Here is a 21,452-nt window from a genome sequence, read left to right as displayed (position 1 = left end):
TAAATGTAAGTTTTATATTTTAATCGTAAAAAAACCAATAAAACTATAATTTATACCAATTATTACAATACTAGTGTAATTACACTTTGCAAATAGTTTTATACACCAATATTAGCTTGTTTTTTTTTAGAAAATAGTATCAAATTTCCAAGTTAAACCTCCCATTGCCTGAAAACCTTGCACGTTAAAATTATTGAACCTTTGGTAGCTATTATTCAATATGTTATTAAGATTTAAAAAAACCGAAAATGAATCATTAAAATGGTACCCTCCATTAAAATTAATATCAAAATAGGCATCCATCGTAATAGTTGAAAAGTTTTTAGCTGGTAAAACTTCATATAATTTTCCTTTTCGTTCGCCTACGAAAAATAGATTTGCTCCTGCAAACCATTTATCAGTTTTGTAAGTTCCAAAAAGTTCTCCATTAATTTTTGGAGTGTTCCAAGGTTCTAATTCCTTTGTTAAGGTAAAATTATTAAACTGCCCATTTAAACCAATACTAAGATTTTTAACTCCTTCAAAAGCAACTTCTCCAAAAAAAGAAGTTTTTTTAATATCGTCATATATTGTATTAAATGAGTTTCCATAATCATATCCGTAGAAAGAAAAAGCATCTACTCCTGCAATATTATCTCCGTTAGATTTTGATTGATTTACGGCAAAAAACGGGTTGTTTTCTATATCTGTATAACTTGCTTTAAAGTTATAACTAAACTGCCCATCTAACTTCCCTCTAACTCCTACAAAGGCATTGTATTTAGTATTTGTTTGTAATAATTTTTGCGTTGGTGAAATGTAAGGGTTTTTGCTTGATAAACTTTTATAAGTATTGGTTTCTAAATCTCCTGAAGCACCCACAAAAACATTTGCAAAATCTTTTACTATTGGATATGAAATTTCTACATCTGGGTATATAAAAAAGTTGTTATTTCTATTTTCTAAATCTAACGAAAAATACGCTTTTGCTCCTATTTTAATTGCCAAGTCTTGCACTCTAAAATTGTACGTTGGGTGTACCCCTAAATTAAAAAAGCTATGTTTTAACTCACCTCTTGTAGCATATTCGTTTTCAAATTTAGTACCTAAATAGCTTAGCGTCGTATTTATATAAAGATCGTTTAATTGACGATGAAAATTATCTAACGGTAATCTAAACTTTGCGTTTCCATCTATTAAAAACTCACTACTACTTATTCCGTCTGTTAAAAATGAAACAGCAGCATTACCTTCTTCTAAATAAGAATCGTCAAATTTTATAGTTCCAAAAACTTTAAAAGAGGTGTATGATTGCTCTTCTTCAATAGCACTTATAGTTGCGTCTGTAAAATTTATATTAGTTGGTAAACCATACCAATTGTGTTTATTTCGTGCTGCTTCAATACCTGCTCTCCAATTTAAGTAACGCTCTTGTTGAGCATAAAATAAATTTAAACTAAGATCGTAAAAAGTACTGCTTAATCGTGTTTTTTCTACTGGATCTGCTGATAATAAAAATTTTAAATGCCCCCCCAACTCACTGTTATAACTTTCGTTTTGTCGTATATAAGCTTCTAAAAAAGGGGTGATCTTATTTCCTAAACCTAAAGAAAAATAATTATCATATAGCGTTTCTCTTTTTCCTAAATCTACCTTTTTCATTACACCACTTTTAGGAATAAATGTAGAAGCAACAGGCACTGAAAAAATTGTGTATTCTAACGCTTTTTTTTGGGTTTCTTTAGTATGCTTTATTATTGGTTTTTGTTTTATTTTAAAAGCATCAGTAATTTTAGGTACATAAGAGGTTACCACCTTTACTACCTCGGTTTTTATAATGGAATCTTTTGCTTTTTCGGATGCTTTTTTTTCTTGCGCATTTGCAATTGTTATTACAAATAAAACAAGTAAACCTAAATACTTTCTCATTGATTTAATCATTGAACTCTTTTTTGTTAGTAACAAATTTTAGTTTTGGTTAGTTACTGATTCGTTGGTTTTAGCTTCTTTATTTTTAATTGAACGAAGTTCATTAGTAGCTTCTTCAATTACATCTTTAAATTGTGTAAAGTTTTTAATAATGTTTTCTAAGATGTAGGTTGCCTGATAAGCATCTTTTAAAGCATAATAATTTTTAGCCATAATAATATAACTTTTTACTCCCCAATATTTGTATGATGAATAATTAGCTATTAAATTTTGTACCGCTTTGTTAGATGCTTCGTAATCTTTATAATCATTTAAAAAGAAAGCATTGTAATATAATGTTTCAGCTTTTAACTCACCTGTAGCGTTTTTACCTACTTCATTAAAAAACTCTTCTGCCGTTAAATAATCATTGGTTTTAAAAGCACATCGTGCCATTATTACTTTAGCATCTTCAATGATATTTGTGGCTACTTTTCCTTTTCCTAAAACTTTTTCGGCATAACTTATTGCATTTGTATATTCCTTTTTATTGTAATATCCTTTCATTAAGTTACTTTGTGCAAAGGTGATATTTTGCGGATAATTGGCTTGTTTTTCTAGCTGTGCTAAAATTTTCATTCCGTTATCCCAATCTTCTTTTTCTAAATAAATTTTAGCTAATTTAGTTAGTGATTCTTCTGTAAATTCACTTTTATTTTGAGTAATCACATAAGTATAATGCGGAACAGCGCTTTTAAACTGATGTGTATTATTATAAGATTGCGCTAAATAAAAATGTGCTTTTAATGCATTAATTCCGCCAGGAAATGCTTGAAGATACTTATGAAAACCTGTGATTGCTTTTGTATTATTATTTTCTAAAAATTTATTTTCAGCAGCTTGATAGGTTGCATTATCAAGCTCAGCATCCGTAACGTTTACAAATTTCACGTTTTTAACCCATGTCGCATATTCATCAACCTTACCGATATCTATATATACATTTTTAACATTAGTAACTGCTTGTTTTGCTTCTTTTGAATTTGGATGTTTTGCTACTACTTCCTTATATTTTTGTAATGCTTTTGTGTTTTTATTATTATTGTAGTATAACAATCCTTGACGTAACAAAACAGTAGGTACGTAATTACTAGTTGCGTGTTTTGACAATAAACTATTATATGTTTTTTGCGCTTGGCTCGAGTTGTTTATCGTTGTATACGTTGTTGCTATTTGAAATAAAGCATCGTCTTGTAATTGAGAATCTGTATGGTTGGTCACCAATTTTTTCAAACTTGTAATTTTAGCATCATTTTCCCCTTTAAAACCATAACTCATTGCTGTTTGATACTGTGCATAATCTGCTCCAACACCACCTTCGTCAATTACTTTTTTATACGATTCTATTGCTTTTGAATAATTTTTAGAAGCATAATAAGAATCTCCTAATCGATTTGAAGCATCATCATTTATATCATTATCATCTAACTTAAGTGCCAAAAATTGTTGAAAATGTTTTGCTGATTTTTCATATTCTTTTTGTTTAAAATAAGCGTATGCTATGTGGTACTCTAATCTTTTAGTGTCTTCTAAACTTGTGTCAGTTATTAATAAAAAATTAGTTAGAGCATTTTTATAATTACCTAATAAATATTCAGTTTCTGCTAACCAAAAGGTTGCTTTATTATTCACTAAACTATTTTGTGATGCAGTTGCTGTCTTAAAAAATGATTTTGCTTCTAATAATTTATCTTCATTGAATAATTGAATCCCTCTATATAATGACACTTCTTTCGCTATATTTTCGTTAGCAATAGATTTTGTGGTGCTCAAATAATCTAAAGCTCCTTGATAATCTTGCTGGTGTAAATAAGAAGTAATTAACAAGTCATTTATTTCAGATGCATTGGATGAATTAGGATATTTTGCTAAAAAATCTTTTAATACATCTGGTACACTTTTATACGGATTTCCCTGCTCGTAACTTAACTTTGCGTAGCTTAACGAAGCACTTTCTGTTATTTTTAAATCAAAATCCATCTCGCTAGCATTTTTAAATGCATTTAACGCTGCTGGTTTTTTTTGTAATTCTAAATAACACTCCCCTAAATGATAGTATGCATTTTGAGCTACTTTGTTATTACCATCTATAATTTTATTAAAGTTACCAATTGCTTCTTCATAGTTTTTTTGCTGATAATAGGCGTATCCTAAATAATAATAATCAGTATTATTCCATTTTCCGTTTTTTCCTTTATAAGCTGTTAAATACGGAATTGCCTCAGCGTATTTTTTTAGGTTAAAATAACTTTCTCCAACTATTTTAGATATTTGAGAAATCTCTTTTTCGTCTTTTGACTTTTCTAAAAGCTGTGTTCCTATTTTAACCGACTTATCAAAACGTCCTGCTTTAAAACTAATATCTAAAATATAATAATTAGCTTTTGCCTGATACGTTGCGTCATTTGCTAGTTGGCTTAAATTATTTTCTGCTTCTCCAAAATTCTCTTGTTTGTATGCAATATATCCAAAGTAATAGCGGGCATCGTTACCATAAATTGGGTTTCCTAACAAGGTTTGAAATCTAGATTTTGCATCTTTTAAATAATTAGAAACCAATAAAGCATATCCCATTTTATAGTTTAACTCATCTCTTTCTGGCTGGCTTAATAGTTTTTCATTTACTTTTTGATACCATTTTAATGCATGTGCCGCTTTTCTGTTAGCAAAATAATAGTTACCCACATTTAAAAAAGCTTTTTCTTTTTTATTACTATACGGGTAATTTTCTACAAATGCTAACACCTTATCATTGGCATCGTCTTGTATTAACTTTATAGCACACATTGCATCGTAATAATCAGCTTCTGATTTTTTATTTTCATGAATATTCGCATTCTTTGAAACCTCAATAAACAAACTCTGCGCAGCGGCGTAAGCTTTGTTATTGTATAGTTTTACAGCCTTATGATAATTGGCTGTTATTGCTGAATTAATGGCTGACTCTTGGGCTACTATCGTTGTTGAAAAAGCGATTATAAATAATAAATAATAGCTTTTTTTGTAACAAATAAATCTCATATTTTTTAGTTATCTAAGAGGTATAACGTTCCTTTTTTGTTTTTGTTGGAAAACAACGCATCAAAAGTAAGAAATGTTATAGAATTACATAATAAAATTTTAGATTTGTAAAAACCAATCGATTTATGGAAAAACCTGTTTTATATCTTGAAAATGCTGATATTTATCAGCAAGACAATTTAGTGTTATCAAAAATCAACTTCAAATTAAATAGAGGTGATTTTTATTATTTGATAGGAAAAACAGGAAGCGGTAAAAGTAGCTTGCTAAAAACGCTTTATGGCGATTTACGCTTGCAACGTGGTTTGGGCGAAATTGTAGGTTTTGATTTAAAACAGATGAAAGAAAATGACATTCCTTTTTTAAGAAGAAAATTAGGGATCGTTTTTCAGGATTTTAAATTACTAAACGATCGAAACGTTTTTGAAAATCTAGAATTTGTTTTAAAAGCCACTGGATGGAAAAACAAAACTGAAATGAAAGATAAGATTTATGAGGTTTTAGACAAAGTAGGTATGAAAGAAAAATACTACAAAAAAACATTTGAACTTTCTGGAGGTGAGCAACAACGGGTAGCTATTGCTAGAGCATTATTAAACGATCCTGAGTTAATTTTAGCTGATGAGCCTACGGGAAATTTAGACCCTAAAACATCTTTAGAAGTAATGCAGTTATTAAATGAAATTCATAAAAGCGGAAAAACTATTTTAATGGCTACACATGACTATCAGTTAATTGTAAAATTTAAGCAAAAAACAATTAAATGTGAAGGCGGAGAGTTGTTTGAAGTAGTACAACAAACAGTGTAGTTTTTAAGTAAAAAATAACCCACTTCACGAATGAAGTGGGAAAATTGCTATGAAAAACTATGAAAAAGAAACACTATGTATGCTTCTCTTTTACATAAGACGCTATTTCTTACAAAGCCTTACAAAAAATTATTTTTTTTTAAATAAAAAACCTGTATAGTTAAAACTACACAGGTTTTTTTATGTTACTACAACAAAAACTATCTATAAATTTAAAGCAGCATTGTTATTTTTAACAGCTTCAGCTGATGCCGTTAAGTGTTCTTTTTCTGCATCAGATAAATTAATTGTTACAATACTTTCAATTCCGTCTTTACCTAAAACAACAGGAACTCCAATACATAAATCTGATAATCCGTATTCACCATCTAATAAAGTTGAACATGGAAATATTTTCTTAGTATCACAAGCAATCGCTTGTACCATCCCTGAAACCGCTGCTCCTGGTGCATACCAAGCAGAAGTACCTAATAAACCTGTTAAAGTTGCTCCACCAACTTTAGTATCTTGTTTTACTTGTTCTAACCTTTCCTCTGATAAAAATTCAGAAACTGGTACAGAGTTACGAGTAGCTAAACGCGTTAAAGGAACCATTCCTTTATCAGAATGCCCTCCAATAACCATTCCATCTACATCAGAAATAGGCGCTCCTAAAGCTTCTGCTAAACGATATTTAAAACGAGCAGAATCTAAAGCTCCACCCATACCAATAATTCTATTTTTAGGTAATCCAGTTGCTTTATGTACTAAATAAGTCATAGTATCCATAGGATTAGATACCACGATAATAATTGTATTAGGAGACTCTGCTACTAAACTAGAAGCTACCGTTTTTACAATACCTGCATTAATTCCTAACAACTCGTCACGAGACATACCTGGTTTACGAGCAATACCTGAAGTAATTACACAAACATCCGAACCTGCAGTTTTACTATAATCACCAGTAGTACCTGTAATTTTAGTATCAAAACCATTTAAAGATGCTGTTTGCATTAAATCCATTGCTTTACCTTCAGCAAAACCTTCTTTAATATCTACTAATACAACTTCTGATGCAAAATTTTTAATTGCAATGTACTCTGCACAACTTGCACCTACAGCACCTGCTCCTACAACTGTTACTTTCATTTTTTTATCTATTTAATTGTGATGATTAATTTAAGTTGCACAAAAATAACGATTTGGCTATGGATATAAAAACAAAACCTCATTGAAATTTCAACTAGGTTTTATCTATCTTATTTTTAGTGTTGCTTATCTAAAGCTAAAAGCAATACCTGCATTTACAGAATTATATTCTTGCATTGTATAACTTCCAAATATTTTAAAGAAGCCCAAACTTAAACGTGTACCTATAGTTGCGTTAAATCCACCAGTATTAGAATCTAAATTTAAAGGGTTATTAAGAACTCTTTGATTTAAAGAGGCATTGTATGATAATGTATATTTACCTAACATGTCTACACTTGATGAACCTCCTGTATACCCAACACCTCCATAAACATTAATGATTGGAAAGTTTAACGAAGCAATTGCTTGAACTGTATAAGAATTTAAATCAAAATCTATTTTTCCATTTTCGATAGCAATATTATCGCTTGTATTTTCATCTTTTATATCATAATCAACCCCCATTGTTGTGTATGCTGCTAATATAGATACGTGAAGTGGTAATTTATCTAAAGGACCAAACCAACTAGTTATCTCTTTTTTAAGCCCAATACCAAACAAGCTTCCTTTTACATCATCTTCTCCAACCTTAGGTACAAAACGTAAAATCACTTCCGATTTAAAAGGCAATCCTAAACTTGCCTGTATTGCTGGTGCAGGAACAAAGTCTAATGGTAAACTTTCTTTAACTCCTCCAGGCATTTCAAAAGTTCCTGTATAAGTTATTCCATTTTCTTGAAATGTTACTGTTGCATTACTACCGTCATTCTCAGAACCTACTACTGTAGCTGAAGTTATCCCTCCGCCTGTGGCTTGATTTATAGATTTTAAGTTAGATAAAGAAAACATTTCTTCTTTTGAAGGTGCAGTAGCTCCACTAACACCTATGGTAATGTCAAATCCAAATTTTTTGTGAACTTTAGCCGTATGGTACCAACCATTACTCATTCCATAAACCAACCCTTTCATTGCTGGGTTCATGTATGCGTTTATTAAACGATTAGTGTCTTCTGAGTCTGCAAATAACATTCCTTCTGGTCCGTCTTGAGCACTTACATTAAACATCAAACCAAAAACTGCCAATAGTGATAAAGTAATTTTTTTCATGTTATTACATTTTTATTTTTAACAAATGTATAAAAAAAGCTCAATCTTTTAAGATTGAGCTTTTTAATTTTATTATTAAGATATTGTTAGGCATCAATATTTGCATATTTTGCATTACGTTCGATAAAATCTCTACGTGGTGGCACCTCATCTCCCATTAGCATTGAAAATACTCTATCAGCTTCTGTCATACTATCAATTGTCACTTGACGTAATGTTCTGAACTCGGGATTCATTGTAGTATCCCATAACTGCTCAGCATTCATCTCTCCAAGACCTTTATAACGCTGAATACTTACACTTCCTCCTAATTTTTGAGCAATTAAATCACGTTGATTATCATCCCAAGCATATTCTCTTTTTTGTCCTTTCTTTACTAAATATAAAGGTGGTGTTGCAATATAAATATATCCTTGCTCTACCATCTCTCTCATGTATCTAAAGAAAAAAGTAAGAATTAACGTAGCAATATGCGAACCATCTACATCGGCATCACACATAATAACTACTTTATGATAACGTATTTTAGATAAGTTTAAAGCTCTTGGATCTTCTTCTGTTCCGATAGATACACCTAAAGCTGTGAACATGTTTTTGATTTCTTCATTTTCAAAAACTTTATGCTGCATCGCTTTTTCAACATTCAATATTTTTCCACGTAGCGGAAGAATTGCCTGAAAGTTACGATCTCTACCTTGTTTTGCCGTTCCACCTGCCGAATCTCCCTCAACTAAGAAAATTTCACATTGTGCTGGATCCGTTTCTGAACAATCAGATAATTTACCAGGTAAACCACCAATACTCATTACCGTTTTACGCTGTACCATTTCACGTGCTTTACGCGCGGCATGACGTGCTTGTGCGGCTAAAATTACTTTCTGAACAATTGTTTTGGCATCATTAGGATTCTCTTCTAAATAATCAGTTAACATTTCTGCTACAGCTTGTGATACAGCAGAGGTTACTTCTCTATTTCCTAATTTTGTTTTTGTTTGTCCTTCAAATTGTGGTTCAGCTACTTTTACAGAAACGATTGCTGTTAATCCTTCACGAAAATCATCTCCTGCAATTTCAAACTTTACATTTTTAAGCAATCCTGATTCGTCTGCATATTTTTTTAAGGTATGCGTTAATCCACGTCTAAAACCAGATAAATGAGTTCCTCCTTCGTGTGTATTAATATTATTTACATACGAATGTAAGTTTTCAGAATATGATGTATTATACACCATGGCTACCTCAACAGGAATTCCATTTTTTTCACCTTCCATCGAAATAACATTCGCTGTTAATTGCTCACGTGTGCTATCTAAATATGTAATAAACTCAGGTAATCCTTCTGTACTTTTAAAAGTTTCAGTGATATAATTACCTTCATCATCTGTATTTCGCTTATCTGTTAAAGTTATTGTGATTCCTTTATTTAAGTAAGCTAATTCTCTTAAACGAGCTGATAGTGTATCATAATTATACTCGGTAGTTTGCGCAAATATTGATTTGTCTGGTAAAAAAGTTACAATGGTACCTGTAAAATCAGTTTCTCCTATTGTTTTAACAGGATATAAGGCTTTTCCTTTTTCATATTCTTGTTGCCAAACTTTACCTTCTTTATGAACGGTTGCTGTTAAGTGATCTGATAATGCATTTACACAACTTACACCTACTCCGTGTAACCCTCCAGAAACTTTATATGAATCTTTATCAAACTTACCTCCAGCTCCAATTTTTGTCATTACAACCTGTAATGCAGAAACACCTTCTTTTTTATGAATTCCAACAGGAATACCACGACCGTTATCTTTGGTTGTTATAGAATTATCTTCATTAATAGTAACATCTATGGCGTCACAATGACCTCCCATTGCTTCATCAATAGAGTTATCTACAACTTCATATACTAAATGATGTAAACCTCTAACACCAACATCTCCAATATACATCGACGGACGCATTCTTACATGCTCCATTCCTTCTAATGCCTGAATACTATCGGCTGAATAGTTATGTTTTTTTTCTTCGCTCATTATAAAGTGAATTATTTTATTTTCAATCATAAAAAAAATCGTTTTAAAAACGATTTTAACTTCTCAAAGTTACAAATTTTATAACTGATTTAAAACGTTTTTAGAAATTTGGCATGTATTTTATTTGTTTTCACTGATTCTTAAAAACTGTCTTAAATCGACTAAAAAACACCTTAAATCAAATTTCACTAAAAAAACAACTTACTAAAACTACAAAAAAAAATAAAACCTCGCAAAAGCAAGGTTTTATTTTTTAAAAATTTGATTTTTACACCAATTTAAGTACCAAATCATCTGAATTTACCATTACCCCTGTTTTTAACACCACTTCTTTTATTGTTGCATCTTCAGTTGCTGTAATGGTTGTTTCCATTTTCATAGCTTCTATAATAAATAAAGGTTGATTTTTTGTTACTCTTTCACCCTCTTTTATCAAAATAGTTGATAACATCCCTTGTAAAGGCGCTCCAATTTCTTTTGGTTCACTTTTATTAGCTTTAACGTGTACTACTTTATCAATCTTTATTGACTCATCTTTTATTAAAACTGTTCTACCTTGTCCATTTACTTTAAAGTAAACTTTCACCATTCCGTCTTCATTTGGTCTTCCTACAGAATCTAACGTAATTAACAAGGTTTTACCTTTATCTAATTCGACAATGATTTCTTCACCTCTTTCCATTCCATAGAAAAAATTCTTAGTTGGAAGGTTTAGTAAACTATCGTATTTTAAATGCTTATTGTAAGCCTCTGTAAATACTTTTGGATATAATTTATAGGATAAAAAATCTGTAAAATCAATCGGTCTGCTTAAATCATTTTCAAATATTTTTTTAAAATCCTCATACTCTGCACCAATATCTAAAGGTGCTATATGAGCGTTTGGTCTATCTGTGTAAGGTGTGTCATCTTTTAAAATTAACCTCTGAAGGTCTTTTGGAAAACCACCAACTGGCTGTCCTAAATCTCCCTTAAAAAAACTAACTACTGATTGCGGAAACGAAATAGTATCACCTCGTTCTAAAACATCTTGTACCGTTAAATTATTACTTACTAAATACTGTGCCATATCTCCAACTACTTTAGAACTTGGAGTAACCTTAACAATATCACCAAAGAGTAAATTTACATCGCCATACATTTTAGTGATTTCGTGGAATCTATCTTCTAAACCTAATGCTTGTGCTTGTGGCTTTAAGTTAGAATATTGTCCGCCAGGAATTTCGTGTTTAAAAACCTCTCCTGACCCTGCTTTTAAACCAGATTCGAACGGGTAATAATATTCTCTAACCGCTCCCCAATAATTAGAATATTCATTTAAAGAATCGATGTTTAAATCATTTTCGCGCTCATTAAACTTCATCATTTCGGCAACCGAATTAAAGTTGGGTTGCGAGGTTAAACCAGACAATCCGCCCAATGCAACATCAACTACATCAACCCCAGCTTCAATAGCTTTTAAATAGGTTGCTGATTGAATTGACGAAGTATCATGCGTATGTAAATGAATTGGAATATTTACTTCTTCTTTTAATGCCGAGACTAATTCATATGCGGCATAGGGCTTTAACAAACCTGCCATATCTTTAATTGCTAAAATATGCGCTCCTGCATTTTCAATATCTTTAGCTAAAGAAGTGTAATATTTAAGATTGTATTTTGTATTCTTCGGATTTAAAATATCGCCTGTATAACAAATTGAAGCTTCTGCTAATCCTTGTGTTTTATTTCTTACATGTTCTATACACGGAGCTATAGATTTCATCCAATTTAAAGAATCGAAAATTCTAAAAATATCTACTCCATTTTCCCATGATTGCTGCACAAAACTTTCAATCAAATTATCAGAATAAGCCTTATATCCTACTCCATTTGAACCTCTAAGTAACATTTGCAACAATACATTTGGCATTGCCTTACGCAGTAACTGTAAACGTTCCCACGGATTTTCTTGTAAAAAACGCATACAAACATCAAAAGTAGCACCACCCCAAACTTCCATACTAAAGATATTCGGATTGTTTTTTGCGTAACCTTCTGCTACTTTTAGCATATCATACGTACGCATTCTAGTTGCTAATAAACTTTGATGTGCATCTCGCATGGTGGTATCTGTAAAATGAACTTTCTTTTCATTTTTTAACCATTGCGAAAATTTATCAGGCCCTAACTCTGTTAACAAATCTTTAGTTCCTTTCGGATAAGCTGCATTTGCATCAAATTTTGGAACGATTGGTTTTACAAACGTTTTTGTTGTATCTATTTTTTTAACATCCGAATTTCCGTTTACAATCACATCACCTAAATAGGTAACTAATTTTGTTGCTCTATTTCTAGGCGCTTTAAAATTGAATAAATCAGGATTTTGCTTAATAAAATTTACTGTTACCGCTCCTTTTCTAAAAGTATCGTGTTTTAAGATATTATCTAGAAACGGCATGTTGGTTTTTACACCTCTAATTCTAAATTCAGCTAAGGCTCTACGAACTTTTCTGCAAGCTCCATCTAAAGTTCTACTATTTGCTGTAACCTTAACTAACATAGAATCAAAAAATGGCGAAATAATTGCTCCTTGATACACACTACCTGCATCTAAACGAATTCCGAATCCAGAGGCACTTCTGTAGGTAGTAATTTCTCCATAATCTGGTTTAAAATCGTTTTGAGGATCTTCAGTTGTTATTCTACACTGCAAAGCATAACCATTAACTTTTACAGCTTCTTGATTTGGTATTTTTATTTGCTGATCAGCTAATTTATATCCACCTGCTATAAACAATTGTGTTTTTATCAAATCGATATTTGTCACAACCTCGGTAACTGTGTGTTCAACTTGAACCCTTGGATTTACCTCAATAAAATAAATTGAGCCATCATCATCAACCAAAAATTCAACGGTACCAATATTGTTATAATTTACCGCTTTACAAATGTTGATTGCATATTTATAAAGTGCGTCTTTTGTATCTTGATTTAAATCGAATGATGGTGCAAATTCAATTACTTTTTGGTAACGACGTTGCACAGAACAATCGCGTTCAAAAAGATGCACTGTATTTCCGAAATTATCGGCTACAATTTGAATCTCTATGTGTTTTGGATTTTCTACATACTTTTCAAGAAAAACAGTATCATCTCCAAAAGCATTTAAAGCCTCTCGCTTACTCTCAACAAATGCTTTTTTTAGTTCATCATCATTTCTTATAACACGCATTCCTCTTCCACCACCTCCAGAAGCGGCTTTTAACATAATTGGGTACCCAATTTTTTCGACCTCACTCAATGCTGTTTCAATATCAACCAAAGGGTTTTCATTACTTCTAATAATAGGAATATTATTAGCTACAGCCACTTTTTTTGCCGTTATCTTATCTCCTAAAGATTTTAAAACAGAAACTTTTGGCCCTATAAAAACAATACCATTATCTTCACATTTTTGAGCAAGATTTGCATTTTCAGACAAGAAACCGTATCCAGGATGTATAGCATCTACGCCACTCTCTAATGCAACTCTAATTAGCTCATCAATATTTAAATACGGTTTTAAAGGCTCGTTATTTTCTCCTATTTGATAAGATTCATCAGCCTTATAGCGATGCAATGAATAACGATCTTCAAAGGTATAAACTCCAACTGTTTTAACGTTAATTTCGGTACAGGCTCTAAATATTCTAATAGCTATTTCTCCCCTATTGGCAACAAGTACTTTTTTAATTTTCATTTTTACTAGTGTGTGTTTATAATATTTTAGCGAACATTCGCTGTAAAGATAACAAACGCGAATTAAACAATCAATTTATTTTCTAAACAAGAATGACATACCTCATTAATAATCAAGATTAATGCAGCGTCTAATATGCATCAGCATGCACATTCATAATTGCTCTACCCGATGGTTCGTTCATATTTTTAAATGCCTCATCCCACTCTAAAGCTGTAGCTGTACTACAAGCAACACTTGCTTCTTGCGGTACACTTAATGCTGCTGTATCACTTGGAAAATGCTCTTCGAAAATAGATCGATAATAAAACTCTTCTTTATTTGTTGGTGTTTGAATTGGAAACCTAAACTTAGCATTTGCCAATTGCTCGTCTGTCACCTCCTTTTCTACTACTTCTTTTAAAGTATCAATCCAACTATAACCAACACCATCTGAAAATTGTTCTTTTTGTCGCCAAGCAACACTTTCTGGTAACATATCTTCAAAAGCTTTACGAATCACCCACTTTTCCATGCGCTCTCCGTTAATCATTTTGTCTTGCGGGTTTATACGCATAGCAACATCCATAAATTCTTTATCTAAAAATGGCACACGCCCTTCAATTCCCCAAGCCATTAAACTTTTGTTTGCTCGTAAACAATCATACATGTGTAATTTGTCTAATTTACGAACAGTTTCTTCATGAAACTCCTCTGCACTTGGAGCTTTATGAAAGTATAAATAACCTCCAAAAATTTCATCCGCTCCTTCACCAGATAACACCATTTTAATTCCCATTGATTTAATAACACGTGCCATTAAATACATTGGTGTTGATGAACGAATTGTAGTAATATCATAGGTTTCAATATTATAAATCACATCTTTTATAGCATCTAAACCCTCTTGAATGGTAAACTTTATTTCGTGATGAATTGTACCTATATGATCGGCAACTTTTTGTGCCGCTGCCAAATCTGGAGAGCCTTCTAACCCAACTGAAAAAGAGTGTAACTGCGGGTACCAAGCATCTGACTTATCATCAGATTCTATTCTTTTTTGAGCATATTTTTTTGCAATAGCAGATGTTACTGATGAATCTAACCCGCCTGAAAGTAAAACGCCATAAGGAACATCAGACATTAATTGCCTATGAACTGCTGCTTCTAGCGCTTCTTTAACCTCAGCAATACTCGTTTCATTTTCTTTTACCGCCTCATACTCACTCCAATCTCTTTTATACCATTGTATAAACTTTCCGTCTTTGCTTGACATATAATGCCCTGGGGGAAATAATTCTATTTTTGTACAAACTCCCTCCAAAGCTTTTAATTCAGAAGCCACATAAAAAGTTCCGTTTTGATCCCAACCAATATATAATGGAATGATCCCCATATGATCACGTGCAATAAAATATTCATCTTTTTCTACATCATACAACGCAAAACCAAAAATTCCGTTCATATCATCAATAAAATCAACACCTTTTTCTTTATACAACGCTAAAATCACCTCACAATCAGAAGCTGTTTGAAATTGATAAGAACCATCTAATTGTGTTCGCAATTCTCTATGATTGTAAATTTCTCCGTTGGCTGCAAGAATCAATTTTTTATCAGCACTAAATAATGGTTGTTGCCCTGAAGCAGGATCAACAATTGCCAAACGCTCATGCGTCATGATTACTTTATCATCACTATAAACACCACTCCAATCCGGACCTCGATGTCTAATTTTTTTTGACATTTCTAATAACTGAGGTCTTAAAACTTCTGAAGATTCTTTTAAATCAAACGCACATACAATTCCACACATAACTTTTATATTTTTTATTTTCTTTTCAATTTTAAATAGAAAAGAAGTTTGTTTTTTATTTATAATTATGATACAAATAACCGAATGAAGCTTCATTATAAAAACAAATATTTTATTTTTAGTTTTAAATCTAAATTTAAATCTAAATTTTTATATAAAAATGTAACTTTTATAATCGTTTTTAATTAAATAAGCTTACTTTTTATATGAATGACATGAATATACACTTGCAAAATTTTATTAATTAATAAAACTGAAATATATTTGCGGCGGTTTTTCTTTATGTTTATAAAGTAAATTAAAAGGGAATTAGGTGAAATACCTAAACTGTACCCGCAACTGTAAACTTTAAGCCTAATTTATTGGCTACTTGTTATGTTCTTACGCCACTGTTTTTACGGGAAGGCTATAACAAGATGTAAGTCAGGAGACCTGCCAAAAATATTCATTAGTTTTTACTTTCGGGATTAAAAGTAATTGCAAACAATCTTATACATTTAACTATATAACAATAAATTAGGTATTGATGTTTATAGATGTATAATTACGTTTTTAAAATTTAAAATTAATTATAGAATGACACGTATTTATAACGTACTATTACTGTGCCTTACTATGGCATTTTTTTCATGTTCTGAAGATTCAAAAGAACCTGAACCTATTTATGACAACTCTTTTATTTTAACTTTTGAAAGTGATAAAACCACAATAGGCCACCTAAATGAAAAACAAGAGTTTACCGCAAAAGTATATGAATCTTTAAATGAAAATACAATTTCTTTTTCAGAGTTCGATAAACAATTATTTTTAGTAAGTCAAAATGGCCCTGCTTATGTAGCTAAACTAAATTTAGAGAATATAAATTCAGAAATGGAAATTACAAACTCCAAGGTAACAAGTCCCTCTTATTTAACTATGTTTTCTGAAACTGAAGGATTAATGATATCAACCGGAGGAAGAGGAAGAAGAAGAACTTACAATTTATCTTATTTTGACGTTACCAATGGAATAGGAGAAAAAATAGATGAAATATCAACTAAAGTTTTATACGCTAAATCAGCACTTTTAGTAGACAACAAAAATGTTTTAATAGCAGATGATAAAGAACTAAAAATATTAGATATAGATAATAAATCTATTAAAGTTCAATTAACTTTTGAAGACGCTATTTGCGGAATTTTTAAAGACAAAGACAATATAATTTGGTTAGTCACAGAAAAAAGAACTGGAGATGCCAAAATCATTAGTTTGAATACAGATTATTCGATAAAAGAAACAGTAACCGTAAACGACCCTACTCTTAATTTATTTAAAACAAGCATGTTTTCTATGAATAAGACAAGTAACCACATATATTGGTCAGAAGTAGCCACAGGATTAGTGTATCGTTTTAACACAGAAACTAAAACTATTGAAGAGTTTGCAAACCCATCAACAAACAACATTTTATTAACCTCTGTAATAAGAGAACACCCAATTACTAAACAAGTATATGTATTAGGTTTTGAAGATTTTTTTGATACAGAAAAAAGTGTATTAATAATATATAATCAAGATAAAACTGTTTTTAAAACAATCAAAAACGTAGGAAACTCTCCTATAGACATTTATTTTTCAAATGTTAAATATGAATAACATTTTGTAACAAAATGCATTTTTAATAAAATAAATTTTGCAAACACAAAAACACTTTATACATTTGCCATATAATGATGAAACAAAACAACATATGGTGGTGGAACTCTCTTAAAAATTAAGTGAGAAGAAACCTATATGTATATATTATAAAGAAAAGGCTTATCTCACGATAAGCCTTTTTTTGTTTTTTAAGCATAAAAAAATGAGTAAAACAACATTTAAAACAATTAGCAAAAAGCGTATTTCAGACACCATTACTCCAGTAGGTTTGTACTTACGGTTTAGAGATAAATATGCCAACACACTACTATTAGAAAGCTCTGACTATCACAGTAAAGAAGAAAGTTTTTCGTTTATAGCTATTGATCCTATAGTAACTATGAAAGTTGAAAACGATGCTTTTGTAGTTTCAAAACAAGGAAAAATTGTAACCAAAAACACCATCAACAAAAACTTTTACAGCTTGTTTGATGATTTTTCAAAATCAATCACCTTAGATTGTCCTGACGAATTAAAATCATTCAACGGATTATACGGATATTCAACTTACGATAGCGTTCAGTATTTCGAAAACATACAACTAAACGTAAAAGATGCGCCGTCAAAAATACCTGTAATGCAGTACAGTTTTTATCGATTTATTATCGCCATTAATCATTTTAACGATGAAATGACATTAATAGAAAATATTGAAGCAGGAACAGCATCGAGAATTTCAGAAATTGAAACCATCATTAAAACACAAACATTTAACACCCAAAAGTTTGAAATTGATGGAACAGAAACTTCAAATTGCACTAACGACGATTTTAAAGAATATGTAGTAAAAGCAAAAGCACATTGTAAACGTGGCGATGTTTTTCAATTAGTATTATCACGCCAATTTCAACAAAAATTTAAAGGAGACGAATTTAATGTGTATCGAGCATTACGCTCAATAAACCCTTCACCTTATTTGTTTTATTTCGATTATGGCTCATTCAAATTAATGGGATCTTCACCTGAGGCACAAATTAAAATAAATGCAGGAAAAGCGATCATCAATCCAATTGCTGGAACCTTTAGAAGAACAGGCGACATGGCTAAGGATATTAAGTTAGGTAAAAAGTTATCAGAAGACAAAAAAGAAACAGCCGAACATGTAATGTTAGTTGATTTAGCCAGAAACGACCTAAGTAAACACGCCGAAAACGTAAAAGTTGAAGTTTTTAAAGAAGTACAATATTTTAGCCACGTAATTCACTTAGTATCTACCGTGCAAGGTAAAATTAAAGGAAACCCAATTGAAATAGTGGGTGACACCTTTCCTGCCGGAACCTTAAGCGGCGCACCAAAATACAAAGCCATGCAGTTAATTGACACATACGAAAATCAATCGCGCGGATTTTATGGTGGGGCAGTCGGAATTATAGGCCTAGACGGCTCGGTAAATTTAGCCATCGCCATTCGCTCTTTCGTTAGTAAAAACAACGTTTTATATTACCAAGCAGGTGCCGGAATCGTAATTCATTCCGACGAAGAAAAAGAATTACAAGAAGTAAACAATAAATTAGCAGCCTTAAAAAAAGCATTGACTTTAGCCGAAAATATTTAGGGCGTTCGAGCGGGCTTTACACTATATCTTTTTATTAAAAAAAATAAAAAGGATGCCGTTTCAATCCCTAACGCAAAAACAAACAAAAAATGAAAATATTAGTACTAGACAATTACGATTCATTTACCTACAACTTAGTACACATGGTAGAAGATATTACAGGTAATTTGCCTGATGTATATAGAAATAACGAAATTTCGATTGAAGAAATCGAAAGATACGATGCCATTATCTTATCACCAGGTCCTGGAATTCCAGACGAAGCAGGCATCTTAAAAGATGTTATAAAATACTACGCTGGTAAAAAACCTATTTTTGGCGTTTGCTTAGGTCTACAAGCAATAACAGAAGTTTTTGGAGGTAACATTGTAAACATGGGCGAAGTATTTCATGGCGTAGCTACAGAAATGGAAATCACAAAAAAAGACGCTATTATCTTTAAAGATATTCCTACAAAATTTGAAGCCGCAAGATATCATTCTTGGATTGCTACTCATAAAAATTTCCCTTCACAAATCAGCATCACAGCGGTAGATGAAGATGGTGGAATACAAGCCATAGAGCACAATACATTTAACATATCCGCAGTACAATTTCACCCTGAATCAATATTAACAACAGTAGGCGAGCAAATTGTTAGAAACTTTATTAACAACGCAAAAAAGTAATCGTTACACAAAAAACATTTTTGCCAACAAAGTAATAAACAACAAATGAAAGATATTTTAAACAACTTATACCAGCACAAAAAGTTATCAAAAACCGAAGCCAAACAAGTATTAATTGATATTACTTCAGGTAAATTTAACGAAGCACATTTAGCCTCATTCATGACTGTTTTTATGATGCGTCCTATTTCGGTTAACGAGCTTTCGGGTTTTAGAAATGCGTTGGTAGAGTTAGCAATAAAAGTAAATTTTTCTGATTACAACACCATTGATATTGTTGGTACAGGTGGCGATGGAAAAGATACTTTTAATATTTCTACATTAACGTCTTTTATTGTTGCAGGAACTGGGCAGAAAGTAGCAAAACACGGTAATTATTCGGTATCATCACAATCTGGATCATCTGATATGTTAGAAAGTTTTGGATATCAGTTTACCAACGATGAAACCGTTTTAAAATCACATTTAGAGCAAGCAAATATTTGTTTTTTACACGCTCCTAAATTTCATCCAGCAATGAAAGCCGTAAGTGTTACCAGAAAAGCCTTAGCGTTAAAAACATTTTTTAACATGTTAGGCCCTTTAGTAAATCCTAGTTCACCTAAAAACCAACTATTAGGAACCTTTAATTTAGAGGTAGCTCGTTTGTATAATTATATTTTACAAGAGGAAAACACAAATTATGGTATTGTTCATACCTTAGATGGCTATGATGAAATATCTTTAACAAGTGGATTTAAATTGTTTACCAAAAAAGGAGAACAATTAATAAACCCTGAAGATTTAAATCAAAAAAGAATTGAACAATCTGCTATCTTTGGTGGAAAGTCTGTTGCTGATGCCGCAAAAATATTTAAAAATATTATTAACGGAAATGGTACCGAAGCTCAAAATAGTGTAGTATTAACAAACGCAGCATTCGCTTTAAAAATTGTTAATGACAAGAAAAGTTTTCAAGATGCTTACGAAGAAGCAAAAGATTCTTTGTTAGGATTAAAAGCAAAACAAACATTAGAAAAATTAATAAATTTATAAATAAAACAGTTCTCGATACTATTTTCTCATAAAATCGAAAATCACTCGAAGTGACAAAGAATAGCAATATGACAATACTAGATAAAATAATCGCGTTTAAAAAAACAGAAGTCGCTAAAATAAAAGCTGAAATTCCTGTTAAAAAATTAGTTGAAAGCCCTAATTTTAAAAACGAATCTTTTTCATTAAAAAAATCATTACTTACACCAAATTCAACAGGAATTATTGCCGAGTTTAAACGTCAATCTCCTTCTAAAGGAATTATTAATGATAAAGCTACCATTGCCGATGTAACCAACGGATATTTAGATGCCAACGTTGCAGCGCAATCTATTTTAACGGATACCTCTTTTTTTGGTGGTACCATGGCTGATTTAATGGAAGCTAGAGTTATTAATCAACAAACACCTATTCTTAGAAAAGATTTTATTGTAGACGGATTTCAAATTGTTGAAGCCAAAGCAATTGGTGCTGATGTTATTTTATTAATTGCCGCTTGTTTAACACCGCAAGAACTAAAAAATTATGGACAACTAGCTAACGACCTAGGTTTAGAGGTTTTATACGAAGTGCATACACAAGAAGATTTAGATAAAATTAACGATTTAAACAATAAAATTATTGGTATCAATAACCGTAATTTAAAAACTTTCGAGGTAGATTTAGAGCACTCAATAAAATTAGCGAACCAAATTCCAGACACTTGTATTAAAGTTTCTGAAAGTGGTATTTCAGACCCAAGAATTATAACAGGTTTAAAAGAACATGGTTTTCAAGGTTTTTTAATTGGTGAAAACTTTATGAAAACTAATAATCCAGGCGAAGCTTGTAAAGATTTTATTAATCAAATACGATAGTTACAAACTTTATACTGAACTCACCTCAGTATCTCATTATAGAAAAGCATGAAACTAAAAGTC

13 protein-coding genes and 1 riboswitch are annotated in these 21,452 nt (G+C 31.3%); of the genes, 6 read left to right on the top strand and 7 right to left on the bottom strand.

Annotated features, from left to right (window positions below):
* Positions 1 to 126: 126 nt before the first annotated feature.
* Both Q4586_RS08720 and Q4586_RS08715 read right to left on the bottom strand, forming a co-directional pair.
* A complete protein-coding gene (locus tag Q4586_RS08720) occupies positions 127 to 1,920 on the bottom strand; it encodes a TonB-dependent receptor (protein ID WP_084443077.1) in 1,794 nt (597 codons plus the stop codon).
* A 27-nt stretch (positions 1,921 to 1,947) separates the two neighbouring features.
* The gene (locus tag Q4586_RS08715) at positions 1,948 to 4,968 is read right to left on the bottom strand and encodes a tetratricopeptide repeat protein (RefSeq protein WP_084443075.1); all 3,021 of its coding nucleotides are present in this window, start codon (positions 4,966 to 4,968) and stop codon (positions 1,948 to 1,950) included.
* A 125-nt stretch (positions 4,969 to 5,093) separates the two neighbouring features.
* Between Q4586_RS08715 and Q4586_RS08710 the strand changes: the two genes are divergently transcribed.
* Complete coding sequence (locus tag Q4586_RS08710) at positions 5,094 to 5,777, top strand: cell division ATP-binding protein FtsE (RefSeq protein WP_303528424.1); 684 nt, start codon at positions 5,094 to 5,096, stop codon at positions 5,775 to 5,777.
* 204 nt (positions 5,778 to 5,981) lie between these two features.
* Here Q4586_RS08710 and mdh read toward each other — a convergent pair whose 3' ends face one another.
* The 5 genes from mdh to asnB all read right to left on the bottom strand — a co-directional run bounded on the left by mdh (position 5,982) and on the right by asnB (position 15,597).
* Entirely contained in the window at positions 5,982 to 6,908 is a 927-nt protein-coding gene (mdh, locus tag Q4586_RS08705) for a malate dehydrogenase (RefSeq protein WP_068703258.1), read from the bottom strand.
* Positions 6,909 to 7,034: 126 nt separating this feature from the next.
* Entirely contained in the window at positions 7,035 to 8,057 is a 1,023-nt protein-coding gene (locus Q4586_RS08700) for a DUF6588 family protein (RefSeq protein WP_303528418.1), read from the bottom strand.
* Positions 8,058 to 8,143: 86 nt separating this feature from the next.
* Positions 8,144 to 10,081, bottom strand: coding sequence for a DNA topoisomerase (ATP-hydrolyzing) subunit B (gyrB, locus tag Q4586_RS08695; protein ID WP_068703254.1), 1,938 nt, complete (start codon positions 10,079 to 10,081; stop codon positions 8,144 to 8,146).
* Positions 10,082 to 10,349: 268 nt separating this feature from the next.
* Positions 10,350 to 13,802 (bottom strand): pyruvate carboxylase, encoded by a 3,453-nt coding sequence (locus Q4586_RS08690; RefSeq protein ID WP_303528413.1) that lies wholly within the window; start codon positions 13,800 to 13,802, stop codon positions 10,350 to 10,352.
* Positions 13,803 to 13,932: 130 nt separating this feature from the next.
* Positions 13,933 to 15,597 (bottom strand): asparagine synthase B, encoded by a 1,665-nt coding sequence (gene asnB / locus Q4586_RS08685; protein ID WP_303528693.1) that lies wholly within the window; start codon positions 15,595 to 15,597, stop codon positions 13,933 to 13,935.
* Between the two features lie 253 nt (positions 15,598 to 15,850).
* A riboswitch (cobalamin riboswitch) is annotated at positions 15,851 to 16,051 on the top strand.
* A 161-nt stretch (positions 16,052 to 16,212) separates the two neighbouring features.
* Between asnB and Q4586_RS08680 the strand changes: the two genes are divergently transcribed.
* From Q4586_RS08680 to trpC, 5 genes are all read left to right on the top strand, one after another.
* Complete coding sequence (locus Q4586_RS08680) at positions 16,213 to 17,232, top strand: DUF5074 domain-containing protein (RefSeq protein ID WP_303528410.1); 1,020 nt, start codon at positions 16,213 to 16,215, stop codon at positions 17,230 to 17,232.
* Positions 17,233 to 17,437: 205 nt separating this feature from the next.
* Positions 17,438 to 18,829 carry an anthranilate synthase component I family protein gene (locus Q4586_RS08675; RefSeq protein WP_303528407.1) on the top strand — a complete coding sequence of 464 codons (1,392 nt, stop codon included), beginning with the start codon at positions 17,438 to 17,440 and terminating at the stop codon, positions 18,827 to 18,829.
* Positions 18,830 to 18,918: 89 nt separating this feature from the next.
* A complete protein-coding gene (locus Q4586_RS08670) occupies positions 18,919 to 19,497 on the top strand; it encodes an anthranilate synthase component II (protein WP_068703247.1) in 579 nt (192 codons plus the stop codon).
* 45 nt (positions 19,498 to 19,542) lie between these two features.
* On the top strand, positions 19,543 to 20,532 hold the full coding sequence (trpD, locus tag Q4586_RS08665) for an anthranilate phosphoribosyltransferase (RefSeq protein WP_303528404.1): 990 nt from the start codon (positions 19,543 to 19,545) through the stop codon (positions 20,530 to 20,532).
* A gap of 68 nt (positions 20,533 to 20,600) precedes the next feature.
* Positions 20,601 to 21,389 (top strand): indole-3-glycerol phosphate synthase TrpC, encoded by a 789-nt coding sequence (gene trpC, locus Q4586_RS08660; RefSeq protein WP_303528402.1) that lies wholly within the window; start codon positions 20,601 to 20,603, stop codon positions 21,387 to 21,389.
* Positions 21,390 to 21,452: the final 63 nt, after the last annotated feature.

The sequence above is a fragment of the Tenacibaculum soleae genome (assembly GCF_030549005.1).
GTDB lineage: Bacteria > Bacteroidota > Bacteroidia > Flavobacteriales > Flavobacteriaceae > Polaribacter > Polaribacter soleae.
Note: the sequence above shows the minus strand (reverse complement) of the source record. Positions and strands in the feature narration are given on the sequence as shown.